The organism is Methylomonas sp. LW13, from assembly GCF_016865255.1.
Classification (GTDB): Bacteria; Pseudomonadota; Gammaproteobacteria; order Methylococcales; family Methylomonadaceae; genus Methylomonas.
Genome location: NZ_CP033381.1, coordinates 2,038,852 through 2,059,220 on the forward strand (window position 1 = coordinate 2,038,852; position 20,369 = coordinate 2,059,220).

At 53.1% G+C, this 20,369-nt stretch carries 24 protein-coding genes; 10 read left to right on the forward strand and 14 right to left on the reverse strand.

Annotated elements, in window-relative coordinates; genetic code table 11:
* Nucleotides 1-11 precede the first annotated feature (11 nt).
* Nucleotides 12-1,271, reverse strand: a complete 1,260-nt coding sequence (locus tag JL719_RS09160) for a sigma-70 family RNA polymerase sigma factor (protein WP_033156698.1) — start codon at nt 1,269-1,271, stop codon at nt 12-14.
* 91 nt (nt 1,272-1,362) lie between these two features.
* Between JL719_RS09160 and JL719_RS09165 the strand changes: the two genes are divergently transcribed.
* Nucleotides 1,363-2,265 carry a MerR family transcriptional regulator gene (locus JL719_RS09165; protein ID WP_033156697.1) on the forward strand — a complete coding sequence of 301 codons (903 nt, stop codon included), beginning with the start codon at nt 1,363-1,365 and terminating at the stop codon, nt 2,263-2,265.
* A 296-nt stretch (nt 2,266-2,561) separates the two neighbouring features.
* Nucleotides 2,562-3,371, forward strand: coding sequence for a bestrophin-like domain (locus JL719_RS09170; protein ID WP_033156696.1), 810 nt, complete (start codon nt 2,562-2,564; stop codon nt 3,369-3,371).
* Nucleotides 3,372-3,406: 35 nt separating this feature from the next.
* Here the strand turns inward: JL719_RS09170 and JL719_RS09175 are convergent, their stop codons facing one another.
* Nucleotides 3,407-3,634 (reverse strand): hypothetical protein, encoded by a 228-nt coding sequence (locus tag JL719_RS09175; protein ID WP_033156695.1) that lies wholly within the window; start codon nt 3,632-3,634, stop codon nt 3,407-3,409.
* A gap of 166 nt (nt 3,635-3,800) precedes the next feature.
* On the opposite strand from JL719_RS09175, the gene JL719_RS09180 reads away from it, so the two are divergent.
* Together JL719_RS09180 and JL719_RS09185 are read left to right on the forward strand one after the other, a co-directional pair.
* On the forward strand, nt 3,801-4,049 hold the full coding sequence (locus JL719_RS09180) for a hypothetical protein (RefSeq protein ID WP_033156694.1): 249 nt from the start codon (nt 3,801-3,803) through the stop codon (nt 4,047-4,049).
* A gap of 3 nt (nt 4,050-4,052) precedes the next feature.
* Nucleotides 4,053-4,529 carry a hypothetical protein gene (locus tag JL719_RS09185; RefSeq protein WP_033156693.1) on the forward strand — a complete coding sequence of 159 codons (477 nt, stop codon included), beginning with the start codon at nt 4,053-4,055 and terminating at the stop codon, nt 4,527-4,529.
* Between the two features lie 37 nt (nt 4,530-4,566).
* On the opposite strand, the gene JL719_RS09190 is transcribed toward JL719_RS09185, so the two are convergent.
* Both JL719_RS09190 and JL719_RS09195 read right to left on the reverse strand, forming a co-directional pair.
* The gene (locus JL719_RS09190; RefSeq protein ID WP_033156692.1) at nt 4,567-4,800 is read right to left on the reverse strand and encodes a VF530 family protein; all 234 of its coding nucleotides are present in this window, start codon (nt 4,798-4,800) and stop codon (nt 4,567-4,569) included.
* A complete protein-coding gene (locus tag JL719_RS09195) occupies nt 4,793-5,056 on the reverse strand; it encodes an RNA recognition motif domain-containing protein (protein ID WP_033156691.1) in 264 nt (87 codons plus the stop codon). The genes JL719_RS09190 and JL719_RS09195 overlap by 8 nt, the downstream gene beginning before the upstream one ends.
* A gap of 255 nt (nt 5,057-5,311) precedes the next feature.
* On the opposite strand from JL719_RS09195, the gene JL719_RS09200 reads away from it, so the two are divergent.
* From JL719_RS09200 to JL719_RS09225, 6 genes are all read left to right on the forward strand, one after another.
* Nucleotides 5,312-5,719, forward strand: coding sequence for a DUF2750 domain-containing protein (locus JL719_RS09200; RefSeq protein WP_225893075.1), 408 nt, complete (start codon nt 5,312-5,314; stop codon nt 5,717-5,719).
* 161 nt (nt 5,720-5,880) lie between these two features.
* The gene (locus tag JL719_RS09205; RefSeq protein ID WP_051669985.1) at nt 5,881-7,581 is read left to right on the forward strand and encodes a copper resistance system multicopper oxidase; all 1,701 of its coding nucleotides are present in this window, start codon (nt 5,881-5,883) and stop codon (nt 7,579-7,581) included.
* Complete coding sequence (locus JL719_RS09210; protein WP_225893077.1) at nt 7,568-8,263, forward strand: copper resistance protein B; 696 nt, start codon at nt 7,568-7,570, stop codon at nt 8,261-8,263. Before JL719_RS09205 ends, JL719_RS09210 begins: the two co-directional genes overlap by 14 nt.
* Before the next feature lie 66 nt (nt 8,264-8,329).
* Nucleotides 8,330-9,391, forward strand: coding sequence for a dual-specificity RNA methyltransferase RlmN (rlmN, locus tag JL719_RS09215; RefSeq protein ID WP_225893079.1), 1,062 nt, complete (start codon nt 8,330-8,332; stop codon nt 9,389-9,391).
* A 37-nt stretch (nt 9,392-9,428) separates the two neighbouring features.
* Nucleotides 9,429-9,983, forward strand: coding sequence for a cyclin-dependent kinase inhibitor 3 family protein (locus JL719_RS09220; protein ID WP_033156690.1), 555 nt, complete (start codon nt 9,429-9,431; stop codon nt 9,981-9,983).
* Between the two features lie 14 nt (nt 9,984-9,997).
* Nucleotides 9,998-10,672, forward strand: coding sequence for a hypothetical protein (locus tag JL719_RS09225; protein ID WP_033156689.1), 675 nt, complete (start codon nt 9,998-10,000; stop codon nt 10,670-10,672).
* 89 nt (nt 10,673-10,761) lie between these two features.
* On the opposite strand, the gene JL719_RS09230 is transcribed toward JL719_RS09225, so the two are convergent.
* The 10 genes from JL719_RS09230 to JL719_RS09275 all read right to left on the reverse strand — a co-directional run bounded on the left by JL719_RS09230 (nt 10,762) and on the right by JL719_RS09275 (nt 20,301).
* Nucleotides 10,762-12,222 carry an aminotransferase-like domain-containing protein gene (locus JL719_RS09230; RefSeq protein ID WP_084153280.1) on the reverse strand — a complete coding sequence of 487 codons (1,461 nt, stop codon included), beginning with the start codon at nt 12,220-12,222 and terminating at the stop codon, nt 10,762-10,764.
* 117 nt (nt 12,223-12,339) lie between these two features.
* Complete coding sequence (locus tag JL719_RS09235; RefSeq protein WP_033156688.1) at nt 12,340-13,611, reverse strand: MSMEG_0569 family flavin-dependent oxidoreductase; 1,272 nt, start codon at nt 13,609-13,611, stop codon at nt 12,340-12,342.
* A 35-nt stretch (nt 13,612-13,646) separates the two neighbouring features.
* The gene (locus JL719_RS09240; protein WP_033156687.1) at nt 13,647-13,934 is read right to left on the reverse strand and encodes an MSMEG_0570 family nitrogen starvation response protein; all 288 of its coding nucleotides are present in this window, start codon (nt 13,932-13,934) and stop codon (nt 13,647-13,649) included.
* Nucleotides 13,927-15,102, reverse strand: coding sequence for an MSMEG_0565 family glycosyltransferase (locus JL719_RS09245; RefSeq protein WP_033156686.1), 1,176 nt, complete (start codon nt 15,100-15,102; stop codon nt 13,927-13,929). The genes JL719_RS09240 and JL719_RS09245 overlap by 8 nt, the downstream gene beginning before the upstream one ends.
* A 2-nt stretch (nt 15,103-15,104) precedes the next feature.
* A complete protein-coding gene (locus JL719_RS09250; RefSeq protein ID WP_033156685.1) occupies nt 15,105-16,154 on the reverse strand; it encodes a sll0787 family AIR synthase-like protein in 1,050 nt (349 codons plus the stop codon).
* Nucleotides 16,151-16,693, reverse strand: a complete 543-nt coding sequence (locus JL719_RS09255; protein WP_033156684.1) for an MSMEG_0567/Sll0786 family nitrogen starvation N-acetyltransferase — start codon at nt 16,691-16,693, stop codon at nt 16,151-16,153. Before JL719_RS09255 ends, JL719_RS09250 begins: the two co-directional genes overlap by 4 nt.
* Nucleotide 16,694: 1 nt before the next feature.
* On the reverse strand, nt 16,695-17,807 hold the full coding sequence (locus JL719_RS09260) for an MSMEG_0568 family radical SAM protein (protein ID WP_174843450.1): 1,113 nt from the start codon (nt 17,805-17,807) through the stop codon (nt 16,695-16,697).
* Nucleotides 17,785-18,780: a Nit6803 family nitrilase gene (locus tag JL719_RS09265; protein ID WP_033156683.1), complete on the reverse strand. Its 996-nt coding sequence runs from the start codon at nt 18,778-18,780 to the stop codon at nt 17,785-17,787. Before JL719_RS09265 ends, JL719_RS09260 begins: the two co-directional genes overlap by 23 nt.
* A 155-nt stretch (nt 18,781-18,935) precedes the next feature.
* Entirely contained in the window at nt 18,936-19,418 is a 483-nt protein-coding gene (locus tag JL719_RS09270) for an MSMEG_0572/Sll0783 family nitrogen starvation response protein (protein ID WP_033156682.1), read from the reverse strand.
* A gap of 358 nt (nt 19,419-19,776) precedes the next feature.
* Nucleotides 19,777-20,301 carry a hypothetical protein gene (locus JL719_RS09275; protein WP_033156681.1) on the reverse strand — a complete coding sequence of 175 codons (525 nt, stop codon included), beginning with the start codon at nt 20,299-20,301 and terminating at the stop codon, nt 19,777-19,779.
* Between the last annotated feature and the right edge of the window lie 68 nt (nt 20,302-20,369).

The following is a 20,369-nucleotide window of genomic DNA, read 5'->3' on the forward strand; positions in this document are numbered from 1 at the left end:
GATTGTTATTGTTAGCCGTCCTTGGGTTCGAGAAATAGCATAAGGTCAAAGCCAAATTGTTGTTTCAGTTTTTTTAATGCTTCATTTTGAATTTGCCTGACTCTCTCCCGAGTAACATGCAGCTGATCCGCTACTGCCTGCAAGGTCATTTCCGTGTGATCGCGCAGACCGAAACGCATGGTTAAAATCGCCGCCTGTTTTTCAGGTAGCGAAGCAACTGCTTTGTCGACATATTGAGCCAGATCCTGATCAATTAGTTCATCGAGTGGCAGACTGAATTGATGCTGCTGCATTTTTGCCATCAATTCCAGGTTATCGTCATCATCTCCTATAGACGCATCCAAAGAATGCGTGGCCTGATAGTAGCTGCTGATGGTTTTAATCTCTTGCTCGGATAAATCGCAAGCCAGTTTTAATTCTGCGATGCTCGGCCAGCGCTCATATCTAAGGTAGCAACTACGCATAGCTTCGAATACGGTGGCGGCTTTTTCGGCCAAGGCGACCGGCAAACGCACAATTTTTTCTTGTTTGACGATCAGACGGGATATGGCCTGTCTTATCCAATAAATAGCGTAAGTGGAAAAGCAGATGCCGCGATCCGGGTCGAATCTGTCTACTGCTTTGATCAAGCCCACCAAGCCTTCCTGCATCAAATCTTCAAAGCTCAGGTTACTGGTTTTGTACTTGTGCGCCACGAACGCCACTAAGCCGGTGTTGGCGGAGATCATTTCCTGGCGCAAGCTTCTTAATTCCCGTTTGGCTTTGCCCAAGCGTTTTTTGAAATCTGCGCCGTCTTCTGTGTCCGTGGTCAATATGCTCTCTGCTTGCGCCGCACTGTCCAACAAAAATACCGGTAACAAGTGCAGGCTGTACAACAAGCGATTGACTGAACGGGCGATCAGGGATTGCTGGGCAAACTCCGAACCCATAAGTTGTACAACATTCTCGGCTTGTACAACTTTGCCCTGTCCGTTATTCTCACCCCAAGCAAGTTGATGGGGTCTGTTGGCTGTCTCGGTATTGACCAGTAACTGCAGTAGCCTTTTATAGTCTTCCGAGTTCTTGGCTAATATCAGATCCGAGGAGTCCACTCCCGAATCAAGGTCGTGCAAGAACCTGTTAATTATCAAGGCGTTGGTTTGCTTGTTCTCAAGCAATAACGCTAACAGATTCTGCCTGGCCTGTTCAACTTGAACGGCAAGTGAGTTAGGTTGGGATTCTGTTATCGAATCCATCTCGCTATCAATTGGCAATGCGGCTAAGTTGGACATAATCAATTCACTTGGTTATTTAAGTTGTTGGCAAATAACTTACTAGAATGTAGAATGTTTGTCAAAGTATTTTCTATACAAAAGTTGAACAATGTACTCAATTAAAGCGATTACCTCCTTAACCGGATTAACAGCGGAAACACTAAGAGCCTGGGAACGTCGCTACGCCTGCATCATGCCGGCGCGGAACAGCACGGGTCGGCGTTTCTATTCGCAACAGGATTTGGAAAAATTGACGCTATTGGTCAATCTGACCCGAAAGGGCCATCCTATCGGCAAGCTGGCGACCTTGGACAACCAGCAACTACAAGACTTTCAGAAGCAAGTCAGCGTACAACCGGCGAAAGAACAATCGCCGCTATTGGTGCAGATCATCGATTCGTTGAAGCAATACAGAATCGAACGCTGCGAACAGTTGCTGAAGAAGGCTCTGATTGCTGCCGAGCCCTTGGACTACGCCAGAGACATTTTGTTGCCTGCCTTGCAAACAGTGGGCGAACTTTGGCATGACGGAAAGTTGAACATCGCCCAGGAACACATGTTTTCCAGCTGTATCAAGCGGATTGTGTTGAGCATGGTCAACAATTTGCACCACCACTCAAAAAACAATCCGGGCATGCTGTTCGCCACGCCGAGCGGCGATCCGCACGAGTTTGGCATATTGGTGAGCTGCCTAATTGCCGCTAACCAGGGATACAACTGTTACTACTTGGGTGCCGATCTGCCAGCCAAAGATATTATCGAGGCTTGTCAGCATTTGAAGCCGGACGTCATAGTCATGGGCTTGGTCAAGACGCCGCCGGAGCAAGTGACCCTTGACGAACTACAGCTGATCATAGATTCGGTCAGCAGTGAGCCCACCCAGGTATGGTTGGGCGGCAGCGGCGCTTATTTTTATTACACGCAATTGCAAAATGATTTAAGCCACTGCGAGTTGATTACCGATATTGATCATTTCAACGCCAAGGCCCAGCAACAGCAGTTGTCCAACTGAATGACAGGTTAAACTCAGGCAGCGGACTCGCGAGGCTGCTTACCGAGCTTGGCTTGGGCCTTAATCTCTGAGTCCTTCGGCTGCGCTCAGGAGAGCCTTGTCGAAAGATATGCCAGATCAGGCGTCGACAGACTCAGCCCCAATGGTGTACCCGTGTTAAACAAGGCCGAATTAATAGCTGAAGGACTTTGCGCTTCCGGCAGATGCCGGAATGACAAATTTTCACCTGTCCTCCATAATCAAGCCACGGCAAGTTTGCCCAAATTTCCTGTCAGTTGCTTTTGCCAATTCAAATCATGAACGAGATTACTTACGACATCGATAGTTTACTGATCGCCTGTGTGTTGCTGGTATCCATGGCGCTCACTATCGAACTGGGTTATCGCTTGGGTTTACGGATTAAACCTAAGGTGGATGATAATTTCAAAGCCCATGTCAATTCGATCTCCGGGTCTTTACTAGGCATTCTGGCATTGCTGCTGGGGTTTACCTTCTCCTTGTCCTTACAGCGTTACGATAGTCGTAGCGAGGCGGTGGTCGACGAAGCCAACGCTATCGGCACCGCTTATTTGCGCGCGCAATTATTGCCGAAGCCGGTCAGTGCAGAAGTCAGCAGCTTAATACGCAACTACCTGGATTTGCGGGTAAGAACCGGCACTGTCGATCTCACTCAGCGTGGGCAGAGGGAAGCGCTGATCGCCGAGGCCGGACGCATGCAAGCGAAGCTTTGGGATTACGCCCGGCAAGTGAATGAACAGGCACCCAGTCCGGTGACCACCGGTTTGTTTATCCCCGCCTTGAACGATTTGATCGATAATTTTGGCAAACGCGATGCCGAGGTGAAGCGGCATGTACCCGAGTTGGTGCTGGCCCTGTTGTACGTCACCTTTGTCATGAGCGGAGCATTGGTGGGTTATACCAACGGTCTGGCCGGACATCGCACATCGTTCGTCACTTACATCATGGTCTGGTTGATTGTGGTCATGGTGTTCATTATTCTGGATTTGGACCGGCCGTATCGGGGCGTAATCCGGGTGAGTCAGCAGAGCATGATCGATTTACAGACTGCTGTTCACGCCACCGACAAGATCGACAACCCGCGTTGATTTGGCAGGTTGGACCTGGATAAGCTGCGCTTGGTCTAGGCTCGTTGTTTGAGCCAATACAGCGCATATATCCCGGCAATCAAGGAATATATGCTCAATTCGGTTTTCAGGTCGTCAAGCTGCTCGGAGGTCTTGCTATGCAGCACCGGCAAGGTATTCGCGGGAATTACGTTTTCTGAAAATGACTGCGGCTGAGCGTTAACGCCATTCGCACTAAGTAAATTCAACATCAAAATGCCGGTTATTATAATTATTTTGCGCATCGCTGACTCCTCTCGATAAATATTGTATCGATATAGTATCGATACAATATTTATTGTGCAAATAGTTTTTATGAGGGTGGTACGAGAACAAGCTTTGGCTGACTTTGGCTTGCCTAATCCTCCAAAATAGCCAAGCTGCCGAACATTTGGCCCTGGGTTTAGGAATATGGTTAACGACGGCTGCAAAGCAAAAATCGCGGTAGCAAGTTTGATGCTTTTGGTGGTATTTGCCGCCAATCTGCCGGCAAAAGAGCGCGCCGATGCCGGTCAGCATAAAAAGCCGGTACGCAATATGCCGGACATTGATGTTACCGATGTCGGGACTATCGATATAGAACAAGAGACTAATATCTTCAGCTCGGCAGCCGTTGCTAATCTGTCGGCAAATTACGGTTTGGCATCCGGTTGGGACTAGGGCTTGAGTTTGCTGAACGGGCAATTTGCGTCCACTGCCGCGTCTTCAGTGTCTTTTCAGCCTAACGTGATGCTGAACGTGGAAAAACATTGGCTGGCGCACGATATGCAACTCATCGCCGGTACCCAGAGCGGTCTTGGCTTGTTGACGCAAGCTACCGTATTTATGAATTTTTCCTACCTGGAATATCAGCGACATTTCCCGAATTGGGACACGGATCTGGATACAGGTCTTTATTATGCCAATGCGGCTTTGGCGGGCTTTCAGAGCGTAGGTCTGCATGTGAATATGGAAGCGCCGTTGTTCGACAAGTGGCGGATCAATGGCGATTATTTATCCGGCAGCAATGCTTTGGGGGCGGCGACGGTCAAATTGCTATATCCCGTCGTCGGCGACTGGCGTTTGGGTTTGGGCGTTCAGCGGCCTAATGTTTATGCCGGCGATCATTGGGTGGGATTGGTGGGTATTTATTGGCATTAAACAAATAGTGCCTGCAATTGCGGGGATGCAATTCTCCTTAACCCGTGTCTTTCTCCCACGAACTCTGCAAATAAAGCGCCTCAACCTTTTGCCTCGCCCACGGCGTTTTACGCAAAAACTTCAGACTGGAGCTAATACTGGGGTCTTTGGCAAAGCAGTTGATGTCGATGCGGTTGGCCAATTCCGCCCAGTCATATTTTTCTACCAAACGGGTCAGTAGCGTTTCCAGCGTGATGCCATGCAACGGATCTTGCTTGCCGGTTTTAGTCATCGGCAGCTTCGCCAGCGTTGGTTTCGGCCTTTTTCACGCGAATCCGGTTGCCGTCCATTTCCAGACCATTCAGGGTCTTGATGGCGGCCTTGGCTTCGCCGGCTTTGGGCATCTCTACAAATCCAAAGCCTTTCGAGCTGTGGGTGTCTTTATCCATCACCAGCGAACAGGACTGCACGCTGCCGTGTGCCGCGAACATGGCCCGCAATTCGGCTTCGGTCGTGGTGCGGGGAAGATTGCGTATCAGTAATTTCATGGGTTTACTTGTTTATGCTAAAGGCCCGCAACTATACAACTTATCGGATTAGGCTTTTATGCTAAATACGCCCTGTGCGGCAATTGCTTGAGGTTTTGTCGCTTACGCGACAATCAATTGCTTAGTCAACGCGCGGCGATAGGGCTTATTTGCGCGTAAACCCGACAATTCGCCGAGTTTGGCGGGCTAAATGGCGGCCGATTAGCGTGGTGCGATTATTGCTGCAAAGTGGTTTTCCATTTCCGGATCTTTACTATGCGCTACGAACCCTACCAAGAAGAATATGATGCGGCTCAATCCATGAGCGATGAAGATCTGTTGGAATATTTTATGTATCGCATCGTCGAAATGGACGAAGTCTGGGGCTTGAATGAAAGCCGGCAATGGATCTTGCGGGTGGTGGACGGCCACGAAACCTTGCCGGTCTGGCCGTACCGGCGTTACGCCGACGAGGCGGCGGTCGGCGAATGGGAAAACATGATAGGCGTGGCGGAAACGCTGGATTTTTTCATGTACCAAATCTTGAACAAGCTGACCGCACAGGGCGTATTAGTAGAAATCATGCCCCGAAAAGCGGCGGCCGGCTGTCTGATCAGTCCGCAACGCTTGTTTAGTTTTCTGGAAGGTATGCGCGATTCGCGCGACTTTGTGCTGGACGATTAACGCCGTAATCCAGAGCCTGACCGAGCTTGCGGCACGTGGGAGCACCGATATTGCGGCCGCGCTAATTAGTCACCAGCAAAACCCGCGTTGGCGTTCAGTAAAGTATCGATCCCTTTAAAAATGTTAGAGTAAACACCTGCTAATCGGTCTTTAGAGGTGTTATGCACTATTGGGATTTCTCCGGCGCTAGGTATTCGGCGGCTTGGCTATTGCTGGCTAGCTTGGTGTCCAGCGGGACCCAGGCCGATGTTTATCGTTTGTCGATCTCGGAAAAATCGATCAATCTAATCGGCGAAACCCAGCAGGCCGTGCTTGTGGACCAGGCTTTGCCGGCGCCCACCTTGCATTGGCGGGAAGGCGAGGACGTGACCTTAGAGGTTACTAATCTACTCAAAGAATCCACTTCAATTCACTGGCACGGCATCATTCTGCCTTATCAAATGGACGGCGTGCCGGGCATCAGTTTCGACGGCATTAAGCCCGGCCAGACCTTTACCTATCAATTTAAAATCAAGCAAAGCGGCACCTACTGGTATCACGGCCATTCCGGCATGCAGGAGCAACAGGGTTTGTTCGGTGCGCTGATCATCACCCCGCAACAGGAGCAGCCAACGGTAGATCGCGATTATGTGGCCATGCTGTCCGATTGGCCGCGTGCCGATCCGCAGCGGACCATGGCCCGCTTAAAAAAGCAAAGCGACTATTACAATTTTCAGCAGCGCACAGTGGGCGATTTCTTCGCCGATATTCAACGCTTGGGTTTTTGGGAGACCGTTAGTGATCGGCTGGCCTGGGGGGAAATGCGTATGGAGCCTACCGATCTGGCCGACGTGACCGGCGCCAATTACCGGTTTTTGATCAACGGCCAAACCGCCGAAGCGAAACCGCACTATCTGTTCAAGCCGGGCGAAACAGTGCGTTTGCGCTTTATCAACGCTTCGGCAATGACGCATTTTGATGTGCGTCTGCCGGGTCTGAAAATGACGGTGATTGCCGCCGACGGGCAACCGGTCGAGCCGGTCGATGTGGAGGAGTTTCGGATTGCCGTGGCGGAAACTTATGATGTATTGGTTCAGCCGCAAACCGAACAGGCTTACAGTATTTTTGCCGAAGCGATGGATCGCAGTGGTTATGCCAGCGCGACGCTGACACTTCGCGCAGACTTGCAAGCCACGTTGCCGACAATGCGCCCCATGACCTTGTTGACCTTGGCGGATATGGGCGGCGAGCATGCCGGCCACGCAGTTCATCAAGCATCGGTTCAGCCGACTGCCGACAAGGAACCTGGTCACGCGCATACGGAACACTCGGCGACACCCGTCCCGACCATGACTGAACACGCCGGCCATCAGCATGCCACTGCCGAGGCACCTCAGAATCCGCATGCCGGCCACGTCATGCCAGTGGCTGATGCCAGCGATACCGCCAAACCGTTGAGCTATAGCCAGTTAATCGCCGCGCAACCCAACCATGCGCTAATGGGGCCGCCGGATCGGGAAATCAAACTCAGGCTAACCGGCAATATGCAGCGCTATATCTGGTCGTTCGACGACACCAAGTTTGCGGATGCGGAGCCGATTCGGGTCAAATTCGGCGAGCGGATTCGCTTTACCTATGTCAACGAAACCATGATGAACCATCCCATCCATATCCACGGCCTGTGGCAGTACCTGGACAATGGCAATGGCATGTACAACCCGAAAAAACATGTGATCAACGTCAAGCCCGGCCAGACCGTCAGCGTCGATGTGCCGGCCGACGCGGAAGGCGAGTGGGCCTTTCACTGTCATCTGCTGTATCACATGGATACCGGCATGTTTCGTAAATTGATCGTGGAAAGGGCTGAGCATGAACATCGTTAAAGCCCTGTTCAGTGCTCGCAATTTGTGGGTTTGCTTGGCCTTATTCTGTTCCGTCGCTACTGCGCACGATAGCTCGATGATTTTTAATCATTTCAAGGCCGACAGATTGGAATACGAAGGTAATCAAGACTTGCATCTGTTCAAATGGGACGTGCAAAACTGGACCGGCACCGACGAAAATAAACTGTGGTTGAAATCAGAAGGCGATTATTCCGCCGATCAAAATATCTTCGGCCGCGCCGACTTGCAAGTGCTGTATAGCCGAAATATCGACACGTTTTGGGACTTTCAAATCGGTGCGCGGCGGGCGATAGAACCGGAACGTACTTTCGATGCGGTGATCGGCTTTCAAGGGCTGGCGCCGTATTTTATTGAAGTGGACAGTGCGATGTTCATTAACGAGAAAGGCAACGTGCTGGGGCGATTGACGCTGGGTTACGAAATGCTCTTGACCCAACGCCTGATTCTGCAACCGCGGGTGGAAGTGAATGTCGCTGCAGAAGATATAAAAAATCGCGGCGTCAAGGCCGGCATTACCGAGTTTGAAGCCGGCTTTCGCTTGCGTTACGAGATCGAACGCGAATTTGCGCCTTATCTGGGTATGGACTATGTTGAGGAAGAATCACTCCGCGAGCACCAACACAGTTTACGAGGTGTAGTGGGGGTGCGAGTGTGGTATTGAGGCGTTGCGGATCTGCGTACATTCGGAAAATAATACCCAATTTTCAAGCCTGCAGGGATAGGTAAAATGTCGGCATTGCCAGGAGAAGTTTTGAAACAATCTTTTTACGATTTGAATTATGCTGATTTAGAAGCCGTTATAAAGCAGAATGATTTAAATCAATCGGTAGCAGGTATTCTATTTAATTGGCATTATAAGAAAAAAGAAAGCATGCAATGCCGAGATAATATTTCAAAATCCTCATTGGCTTTTTTTGAAAAACATTTCGATTTTTCCTTGCCGGAAATCGATACCGTGCAACAGTCGTCAAAAGATCGAACAGTAAAATTTCTGTTTAAGCTCAAGGACAACCATAAAGTCGAAACTGTCCTTATTCCGTTTAACAACAAATATTCTATTTGCCTGTCATCGCAGGTTGGCTGCGCCATGAATTGCTCTTTTTGTTTTACCGGCGAACAAGGGCTTAAGCGGAATTTGACTACCAGTGAAATGGTTGGACAATTTCTGCAGGCTTGGCGTTGGTTGGCAAGCAACAGGCCAGGAGAAGAGCGGATTTTAAATATTGTTTTTATGGGGCAAGGCGAACCTTTACATAACTTTGACGCCGTTAAAAAAGCCTGTGAAATTTTTTTATCGCAACGTGGTACGTCAATTGGCGTGCAAAAGATTACGATTTCAACGGCCGGTTATATTCCCGGACTGAAAAGATGGCTCCAGGAAGTGCCCGGCGTGAACTTGGCCTTATCGCTGCATTCACCGTTCACTGAAAAAAGGAATGAACTTATTCCGATTAATAAAAAATATCCGCTCGCTGAGGTATTAACTTATATTGACGCCATACCTTTGCAAAAGAAACAATTTATTACTTATGAGTATATTCTGATAAAAGGTTTAAACGATACTGCGGATGATGCTAAAAAATTGGGCGCGTTACTGCAAGGCAAAAGGGCTTATATAAACTTAATTCCATTTAATGCTTTCCCTGGCTCACGTTACGAGAGTCCTGATCTGATTGAAGTCGAAAATTTTAAGGCAATTTTAGATACCTTTAGAATCCCGACCTTAATAAGAGGCACTAAAGGTGATGATGTATTAGCGGCATGCGGACAACTTAATTCTAAAAATTAAAAAACTCCTCCCTTCAATATTCCGGCAGGATAGCAATATGACAGCTGTACGGACCAGCCACACACATCCGCTGCAGATCGCAGAACTGCGTGCGAGTCCTGCGCATGGAAGGATCGGCATTACTTTCTGCCCCGGCAAGCACGACCACTTTGCTTACACGGGGGCCTGGGAGCGCGACCTCGGTATCGATTTGGATGCCATCGCTGCCTGGGGGGCAAAACTGGTGTTGACACTCGTCGAACCCGCAGAGCTTAAAGCCCTCAAGGTGCCGCAGATCGGGCATGAAATTCGCCGACGCGGCATCGAATGGCGCCATTTGCCGATTGCCGACTTTTCCGTGCCTACTCTGGCTTTCGAACAGCAGTGGGTCACACAAGGCCATGAGATCCGAGAGATGTTGCGCAGCGGCCAAGATGTGCTGGTACATTGCAAAGGCGGCTTGGGTCGGGCGGGCATGATCGCGGCGCGGCTGTTGGTGGAACTGGGCATGGACGCCGAAGAAGCGATCAATGCCGTTCGGCACGTGCGTAAGGGCGCCATCGAAACACCGGCGCAGCTTGCGCTGGTGCGTCGCACTAAACCCATCCCTTAAGCCGGCGCATAACGATGTGTGCCGATACTCCGACTATTGATACCACCACCCTGCAACGGATAGGCGGGCAATTGGGTAGCAATCCAGCAGGCATTTTTCAGGACAGTAACGGTCGACGCTACTACGTGAAAACACTGGAATCTGCGGCGCATGCGCGCAATGAGCTGATCGCAGCCGAGCTCTATCAACTGGCTGGAGCGCCCACTTTGACCTATGTGAGAACAATTGCGGCGGACCAGGTGGCGACAGAATGGGTCGAACTCACCAAAAAATGCATTGCTCATCTGAATGACAGCGAACGCAAACAGGCACGGTACTGGTTCGGTGTGCACGCCTGGACCGCCAACTGGGATGTCGCCGGCTACAATGGCGATAACCAAGGTGTTGCCGGTGGCAAAGTGCTGACATTGGATGTGGGCGGCGCATTGGCCTTTCGGGCTCAGGGCGATCCGAAAGGCAAAGCATTCGGTACCTGCGTCGACGAACTGGAGCTGTTGCGCCGCGATACCGATAACCCGCACGCCGTCAAACTCTTTGCCGAGATGAGCGCCGACGACATCAAGCAGGCCATAAACGTGGTGTTACGGATTCCGGACGAGAAAATCCGCCAAGTCATTCTTGACAGCGGCGGTACCCTGGCCTTGGCTGACAAAATGATTGCACGCAAAGCCGATATGGCAGGGCGCTAGTCTGTTTGTGCGGCAGCGCTAATGGATTGGTTACGAGCGGCAAAAACCCGCCGGTCGCGGTCAACATCCAATTTCATTAGCTAAGACAACTATACCCACGTTATCAAATTAACTGCAGTCACTGGATATTGTGCCAGCAAATCCCCGGCAATATCGCCCAACTTCTTCAACGCCTTTTCTACCCTGTCATTCCAAGGCACCGCGCAACTCAAGCGAATGAAATTGCCGTATTTCTTTTGCGTGGCCGAGAATAAGGGGCCGGGAGCGATGATGATATTTTCCTGGCTGGCCCGGCGGTGCAGTGCCATGGCATCGACGCCGGCCGGCAGTTCCACCCACAAGGCAAAGCCGCCTTCGGGCTGTGTTACTCGCGTGCCTTCCGGGAATAACAGGCTGACCGCGTTCACCGCCAACGCCACGTTGCGGGCATAGTCCTGACGCACATGCCGCAGGTAGCGGTCGTAACCGCCTTGCTCCAACATCTGCGCGACGATCAATTGATTCAGGGTCGGCACGGCCTGGTGTTTCATGTATTTCAAGTTTTCCACCCGTGCCAGGTAACGGCCCGGCACCAGCCAGCCCACCCGCAAGCCTGGCGACAGGGTTTTGGCGAAGGAGTTGCAATACAACACCTGGCCGTTTCGGCTCCAGGCTTTGCAAACCGAAGGCCTCCGCAAGCCAAAGCCCAGGTCGCCGTATACATCATCCTCGACCAGCGGAATCTGATGTTGTTCCAGCAAGGCCACCAAGGCTTGCTTGCGCTCGTCGCTCATGCACGAACCCAGCGGATTGTTGTAATTGGAGACAAGCAAACAGGCTTTGATCGGCCATTGCTCGATGGCCATTTGCAGCGCATCCAGCGACAAACCGTCACGCGGATGCGTAGGGATCTCCAGCGCTTCCATGCCGCAGGATTCGATGACTTGCAATAAGCCGTAAAAGGTCGGCGATTCGATAGCGATCAAGTCGCCGGGTTCGCAAATAGCCATTAACGCCAGCCTGACCGCTTCGCGCGCGCCGTGGGTCACCACAATGTCGTCCGGACTATCGGCGCATTGCAGTTCCACCATGCGCTTGGCGATTTGCCGGCGTAGTTCCTGACTACCCAGCAATTCGTCGGCGTCGAAACAGCGTTTACCAAAGCTGCGCGCCACCTTGCCGGTCGCTTGTTGCAGCGCATGAGTGGGTAAGAAATCGGCGTGCGGTACCGACGAACCCAGGTTGATCTGATACGGGTCCTTGGCGGCGCGGAGGATTTGCCGGGTCAGCGATTGGCCGGTGACCTTGGCTGGCGTCACCGGCGCATCGGAAACTTGCGGTTCCACAATCGCCTGCCGGCGAAAGCTGCTGACATAGTAACCGGAACGCGAGCGCGCCTGAATCCTGCCGCTGTCTTCCAACATCCGATAGGCTTCCAGTGCGGTTGAGATGCTGACATGCAATTGCTGACTCAACTTCCTGACACCGGGTAGCTTTTCGCCCGGCTTGTAAACACCCTGTTCGATATGCGCAATCACCGTATCCGCGACGGTTTCGTACAAGTGTTTCATGTTTTTATCCAGGTTAAGCCATGCATTTGCACTGAGCATCCACTCGTTTAAGTTCGATCAATAAGCCGTATTATAAAGCCCACTCTATGCTGGCCTTGCCGCACTGACGGCCAATTATTAAAGCTCAGCCACTGTCTTAACCGCCAATTTGCTCTTAATCACATCCGCCAAATACTCAGCATCGTCGGCAATCCCCAGGAACCGTCCGGAACCCCAAGTATGCAACCAGGGCAAGCCGATAAAATACAGACCGTCCACGTTGCTGACTCCACGATCGTATTGCGGGAAGCCGCGGCCATCGAATGCCGGCAGCTCTATCCAGCGATAGTTCGGTCTAAAACCAATGGCCCAGATGATGCTGGTGATGTTTTCGGCGTCGGCGTCGATGCGGGTGGGATCGAACTCGGGTTCCCATACTTTGCGGAACGGCGGTTCTACCGGAGCATCGATATTATGCTCGGCGATGTAACGGTCGATGTCATTGCGGATGTTGACGTAGATTTCGTCGGCATCGTCCAGGTTTTTGGTCAAATCCGGTAAAAACTCCAATAGGCTGCCGTTGATATTGGTCATGCTGCCGTAAAGTTTCACGCCTTCCAAGGCAAACTGGCGCAAATCAATTTCGTGACCACCGCTACGCCCGGTTAGATAGTGATTGGTTTTATGTTTGGCTTCGTCGCCCAGGGGATGGCGGTCTATGGTCAATTGATAAAAACCCAGGTCAAACAACCATTCCGTGGTCTCGCGGCCGCGATACATACGCGGCGAACGCGGGGCGCTACCAACTGCCAGATGCACCTTGCGGCCGGCCAAATGCAAGTCTTCCATTAACTGCACGCCGGATTGGCCGGTGCCCACCACCAGCACTTCACCTTCCGGCAGTTGCTCGGGGTTACGGTAATTGACCGAATGAATCTGGGTGATATGTTTAGGCAGGCTGTGGGCATAGTCGGGCACGATGGGAATGTCGTAGCCGCCGGTTGCTACCACCAGATGATCGGCGGAAAACTCGCCGACCGAGGTGCTGACATGCAATTGGCCTTGCTCGCCACGCCAGACCCGATTTACCGCCACGCCTTCCAGGATCGGCGGATTGACTTTTTTGGCAAATGCTTCGATGTAATCGACGATTTCGTCTTTCAGCATAAAGCCTTTGGGATCGTCGCCCTGATAAGGAAAGTCCGGCAGTTGGCATTGCCAGTTGGGGGTGACCAAACAAAAACTGTCCCAACGCTCGTTGCGCCAAGAATGGCCGATGCGGTTTTTTTCGAAGATGATATGGTTGATACCGTGTTTTTGCAGATTGTAACTGACGGACAAACCGGCCTGGCCGCCGCCGACGATAATCGTGTCATAGTGCAGGCGGGTATTTTCTGATTTTTCTTTCATGGCGTCCTCGTCTATTTGATTGGGGGTGTGTTGGTTTATTCGATGAATTCGGTCACGCTGACCATGGGGTTGTCGCTATCCAAAAATTGGCTGGCCTTGGCTTCGATTTCCGCCAGTTGGCTCATCGCGCTGGAACAGGTGTAGCCATATTTTTGCCGTACTCTTTCGCTGGCTATTTCCAACGCTTCGCGGCTGTACTCGACGAATGCCGGCAAGGGATAACTTTGTCCGGGTTGGAAATAATCCTTGATCACCAGTGACGGCGAATAACACAGGCTTTCGGTTTGGTCCGGCCAGCGGACGCGGAAGCGCATTTCAGGCATAGTGGGTTCCTTGGGCGTTGATGAGTGAACGGTAAATTTCAAGATGGGTATTGGCCGACTGCACCCAGGAAAACTCGCTGCTTAAACGCTGGGCGATTGTTGGCAAGCGAGCCTTGGGAAAATCATCGATGGCGGTTTTCATTGCAATCGAGATCGCGGCGCTATCTTCCGGATCAGTCCAGATGCAGTCCTGATCTTGCAAATAATCGGTAAACGGCGGCCGCAGCGAAACGATAGCCGGCGTGCCGGAGAGAATGGCCTCCAGCACCACTAGGCCAAAGCCTTCGGTCAATGATGGAAACACCAGTGCGTCAGCCAGACGAAACAAACTCGGCATGTCGGCATCGGGCAATGGACCGGTGATGATCAATGGTTGGCCGTGGCCCTCCTGAATAGCGCTCTCGGCGACAGCGGCGTTGAACTGTTGGCGGTAGTCGCTGTGGTCTAATAGGCTGGCGCCGCCGACGATGATCAACTGCGTATTGGGACGCTGCTGCAAAACCTCACGGAATGCCGCGAAGATACGCAAGGTGTTTTTGCGTGCCTCGATGCCGCCAACCGCCAGGAAAATCGGCCCGCCCCGCGACAAACCCAGCGATTGGCGCAGGGTTTCGTCATGGGCATGCGGTACGGGCGAATAGCGTTGCACATCAACGCCGTTATTGACTTGGGTGGCGGCAATCCGATGCTGCTTGTGCAACTTGTCCTGCCAATCGCGGCTGACGCACAAGACTCGTTGGGCGGCCACAAACGAGCGACTTTGCCAGGTCATCAACGAAACGTCGTCGAAACTATCCAGATGATGCACGGTGCGGACAAAGCCATCGATGATGCCGCGTTCGCTAAGTTCGGCCATCGCGCAACCGCTGATGGCATCCTGAGCGTGGTAAATATCGAATGTGGTGGTAGCGGATTGGCTGAAGTAATCGATATAAGCCTGGATGCGCTGGCCGACGGTGGCGACCAAATCGCCGCTCAATCTGGTTAGCGGTATCAGGGTTGTCCGGCAGCGTACGGCGCGAAAGAATTTTTTGCCGGGTTCCGCTGCGGCGATCAAGGTCACATCGTGTCCCAACTCCTGCAAGGCCTCCGCCAATTGCATCGCATGCACCACGCCGCCGCGCGGGTTAACGGAATGGGTCAGCATGGCAATGCGTAGTCTTGGCATGGCTAGTCCTGCCGGTTTGGGCCGCAGCCGATCAGGGCTTCGCTGTTTAAATCCCAGAGCAGTTGCTCTGCGTCGCCGGCTTTAAGCCGCAACCGGCCACTGTCGTCAGTCTTGCCGATGGCCGCGCAAGCGATGCCGCGCAGGCTAAACAGTTCGATCACGTCGCCGGTGTCATGGGTATCGACGCTCAGCACGAAGCCGTAGCTGGGAAAGCAGCGCAACCATCTTGCCAAATCGATGTGGCTTGGACGCGGTATGGCGTTAATATCGATCACGCCGCCCAAACCGGAGCACTCCAACAGCATCAATAAGGTGCCGATTACGCCGGCATTGCTGATGTCCTTGGCGGCATCGCATAGGCCGGTTTCGGCCAGTGTTGGCAGGATTTCCAAATCTTGGCGTAGACGTTCCGGTGGCGCGCCGGTGCTGGCGTCCCACCACAAATAGGGTTCGCGAAAATGGCCGCGCAAATCGATGGCTGCCAGCAGTTGTTGTTCCGGTTTGGCGGCGAAACTGCTCAACAGTTTTTGCGCCCGACCCAGGATAGCTACCGATAATTGCGGGCGGTCGTTACGCAAATTGCTGTGGCCGCCAACCACCGGTACGCCGTAAACTTGCGCGGCAGTGGCCAGGCCTTCCAGTATCGGCTTGGCTTGGCCAGCACCTTCGCTCCAGATCGCATCGACCACCGCGATTGGCCGGCCGCCCATCGCGTAAATGTCGCTGACGTTGACCATCACGCCGCAATAGCCGGCAAACCAGGGTTGGCTGGCGACGAAGTCATTCAAATAGCCTTCGCTTGCCAGCAACAGGAAGCCGTCGCCGTCGGGGATGGCCGCGCAGTCATCGCCCACGGGTACATCGTTCCCACGCTCCGCGTGGGAATGCAAGCTGAACCGCTCCGCGGTTCGGGACGCTGGAGCGTCCGGGGCTGGGTTCCCACGCTGAGCGTGGGAACCATAGAGTCTTCCCACCACCTCGGCGATGTCGCGCTTATGCGCCAGCCCCAAGCCTTGTTGGATGCTCTTGGTCAATTCAGTCAATGAACTCATGCCGCGATCCGACTGGTCGTTACAAAACCGATAGCGCCGTCGGCATAAGGCGGATACCAAGCCAGGTCCGCTTGCATCAGATAATGCGGCCGCCCGTGCATCGCGATTTCCTGCAAGGTTTTCCAGTGCAGTCGGCGGAACAGCAATTGGTTGCGGCTTTGCACCTGCGCCAGAAAGCGGGTGCAACCCTGGGCGTGGGCGCTGGTGACCGCCAGTTTGATTAAAGCGGCGCCCAGACTGCCTTGTTTGCGGTAGTCCTGATCCACCGCCAACCTCGATCCCCACCACACGCCGGGTTGTTCCTGATGAATACGCACAGTGCCGACAACGCGATCCGGCAGGCCGGCGACGCAGGCGATGGCGACGATAGGGGTGGCGATGTGGTCGATGTCGTCCAGATCGTCGCCGGCAAAAATACCTTGCTCCTCGCAAAACACCGCCTGGCGCAGCGACCGCATTTGTTTGCGTTCCCAATCCTCGGTGACGAATTTGATCAGGTAAGCGTTGGCAAAATACGGTTTAAAGTCGTTGCTCCACATCTCACACCTCATAACTGGCCAGTGCCGAGCAGGCTGCGCATTTGGCGCAACCGGCTTTCATGTCTAGGGATAGCAGGTTTGCTTGCTTCAGCATCGCACCCAGTTGCGGCAGGATTTTCGCCATAAAGGCAGGCGTCGGTGCCGGATGGTTTGCCAAGGGGGTGCCGCTAATCGGCACGAAAGGCACCACGAACGGGTAAACGCCTTTGGCGATCAACTGCTCGGAAATCGACAGAATCGCTTCCGGCGTATCGCCCAAGCCCGCCAGAATATAGGTACTTACCTGGCCGCGACCGAACACCGCCACCGCGGCGTCGAACGCATCCATGTAACGGTCCAGCGGCACGCTGGCCTTGCCGGGCATGATGCGTTCACGCACTGCCGGCGTCACCGCTTCCAGATGCATGCCCAAACTATCGATGCCGCAAGCCTTCATGCGCTCAAACCAGATGTCGTCATCCGGCGGCTCGCATTGGCCTTGAATCGGCAGATCGACGACTGCCTTAACGGCTTCGGCACTCTCGCAGAGCAATGCCGCGCCTCTGTCGGTGAGATTCGGCGTGCCGGTGGTCATGACCATGTGTTTGACCTGATCCAGTTCGACCGCGGCTTTCGCGACCTCGGCCAATTGTTCAGGCGTTTTACGCAAGATAGTTTTGCCCGCCGCCAGCGACTGGCCGATGGCACAGAACTGGCAGGATGTTTTGCGGTTGCCGTATCGAATACAGGATTGCAGTAGTGTGGTCGCCAACACATCGGACGAATGCAGCGTGGCGATCTGCGAATACGGAATGCCGTCGGCAGTCTGTAAACCGTAAAAACGTGGCTGGCGCGGGAATTGAACGTGGCTGACCACAGCGCCATCGCGGCGAATCTCGCTGATACCGTTGACATCGGGCCGACTGGCGATGAACGGCGATTCGCAAGCCGACACGGTGGCGATCGGTATCATCACGGTTCGGCCGGCCAAGTTAATGGCTTTGTGATCGGAAGGCCCTGCACCGCCACGCCGTCCTGTGATGCCGACTTCGCTGCCTTCCAGGCGTAAGCCTAAGGATTGCAAATCGGCGATCAGCTCTGCCACGCCGACTTTAGTGTGTGCTGATAGCGTCATCGCGGTCGCTCTCTTGGATGGGTTGAGACGAAACGGCTGGCAGGTCGCTGAACATCGGTACCGCCGGCCTGTCGGCTATGCGCAAACTAAGTAGTTCAGGACGGGCGTAATGGCCGACCGAATCCATCATCCGTTTACGTTTGGTGATTAAATTCATATCCAGATCGGCGATCAGCATGCCTTCGCCTTCGCGTAACGGTTCGACCACATGCTGGCCTTCCGGCGAAATGATGGCGGTACAGCAACCGCCGCGCAGGGCTTTTTGCAGGGTTGGCTCGGTAGTGACCGCGTCGATTTGCTCATCGTTGAGCCAGCCGGTGGCGTTGATGACAAAGCAACCGGATTCCAGCGCATGGTGGCGCATCGTTACTTCAATTTGCTCGGCAAAAATGGGCCCGACCAGGGAGCCGGGAAACTGGCTGCAATGGATTTGTTCGTGCTGGGCCATCAAGGCATAGCGAGCCAGCGGGTTGTAATGTTCCCAGCAGGCCAGCGCGCCGATACGGCCGATGCTGGTTTCGATGACTTTCAGACCCGCGCCGTCGCCTTGGCCCCAGACCATGCGTTCGTGGTAGGTCGGGGTGATCTTGCGGCGTTTCAGCGCCAGACGGCCGGTTTCGTCGAATATCAATTGAGTGTTGTACAGGCTGCCGTGGTCGCGCTCGTTGACGCCTAATACCACCACTACGCCGTGCGCCTTGGCTTGTGCGGCAACGGCATCGGTAACAGGTCCCGGCACCGTCGGCGCGTAATCGTAAAGCTTCAAATGCTCTCGGCCCTGGCTGACCGGTGGCAGCACGAAGGAAAAGTAGGGGTAATAAGGCACGAAGGTTTCCGGGAACACCACGATTTGCGCGCCTTTCGCGGCGGCGTCGCTGATGGCCTGGCAAACCTTGTCGCCGGTGGCGGTGGCGGATTCGAACACCGGCGCAATCTGTACCGCCGCCGCTCTGACGATGTTGGGATTGGTCACTTTTTTCTCCTGTGGATGATCAACAAGCTCAAAACGTAGGTTGGGCTGAATGCAATGAAGCCCAACAATTTGATTTTGTTGGGTTACGCTACGCTAACCCAACCTACATTTTGATTTTTACGACGCCCTCTCGATGAAGGGTTCGGCGTTACGGTTTATAAAGTCCAGGTATCCAGGATGAAGGCGTTGTCGCGCTGGTGCAGTAACACGATGTCTAACACATCCAATGGGCTGATCGGACGAATGCCCGGCAATAGGCTGGGCTCGCCATGGCCGTACAAAGCTTGCAGCGCAAAGCGGCAGGCATAGACTTTGCCGCCTTCCTCGATGAATTTGGCAATCTGATTAGCGTAGTTTTGGTGGCCGGGAAATGATTCGTCGCCCAAACGCGGAAAGCCACGTTGCAGACCTAAGGTGACTCCCGGACCATACAGCAGAATGGAGGTTTCGAAGCCTTTGCGTTGCAAACGGGTTGCTTGTAGCAGATTGACGAAGCCAATTGATCCTTCAAAAGCGACGGTATGGAATTTGACCAAAGCTTTCTGGCCTGGCTCGGCTTTGACGTCTTCAAATACTTTTTCTTCGAAATCGACAAAACAATCGCCTTTTTGATGTGCCGGTGAGGTGACTGCGGGCATGAAGTTCTCCTGGATGTTAGTAAAAAATGCCCTGCATCGGCGGGATGGATGCAGGGAAGTATTTTTGGCCGCCAGCGTTGTCTGGTCGACGGTGAATACTTTACTAACCTCGGAAAAAGCCAAACAGATTCAGTTACTCGCCTAATTTTTAAGTACAGATTTAGTGAAATGAAATCTGTATGGCTTGAAAAAGCGCATAACTGTTATGGTGGCATTTCGCCAAATCATTCAATTTGCGAGCGAGCCAATCAACTCAGATCATATTTTTAGATCACTAACACCGGATCAGGCTGTCTAATTGGAAATGCGGCCAGGGGCAGCGGCGCGAAGCCTGTCACTTTGCTGTTCTGCGCAAATATCAGTTAGCTGCCGGCGGAAGCGCCGGATTGCCGGTTCTCTTCGCGGTAAACTCAACAGGCACATGTGCCGAATAACCGCCTTCGGTTTGCATCACAAATTTAATTTCATCGCCGGCTATTTTGCCTTGATACCGATGGATAGCCTGTTGTGTGGGGCCTGATCCCAGCGATTCCGAGGTTTTGGTGATAAAACGCAAGGTGCCTCCGGCGATCTCGCCTTCCAAAATGCCGTTTGGGCTGCCGGTAAATGTAGCGCTGCCATATAGCTGCGTATCGCTACCGGCGAAATCGAATCGCTCTTGATAATTAGCGTTCGGCCAGTCATAGCTGACTTGGGCTTGCCATAATCCGTTGATTGCCGGCCGCTGTTCTGCGCCGCTTAACAGATCTATTAGATTCCGGGTGGCGTTGGTAAACGTCGAAAGGCCAATAACCAGCGTGCTGACCGCAATCAACAATGACAGCAGCGGGTGGTTTCTAATCCGGGTATTGATTCTGTCCAAGCGGGTTCTTGAGTCGTTCATGGTTTTAGTATCCGTAGCATTTTGGCGTTTCGGTAGAAGGGGACTACCCAGCGAGGTTAAACGTGCCG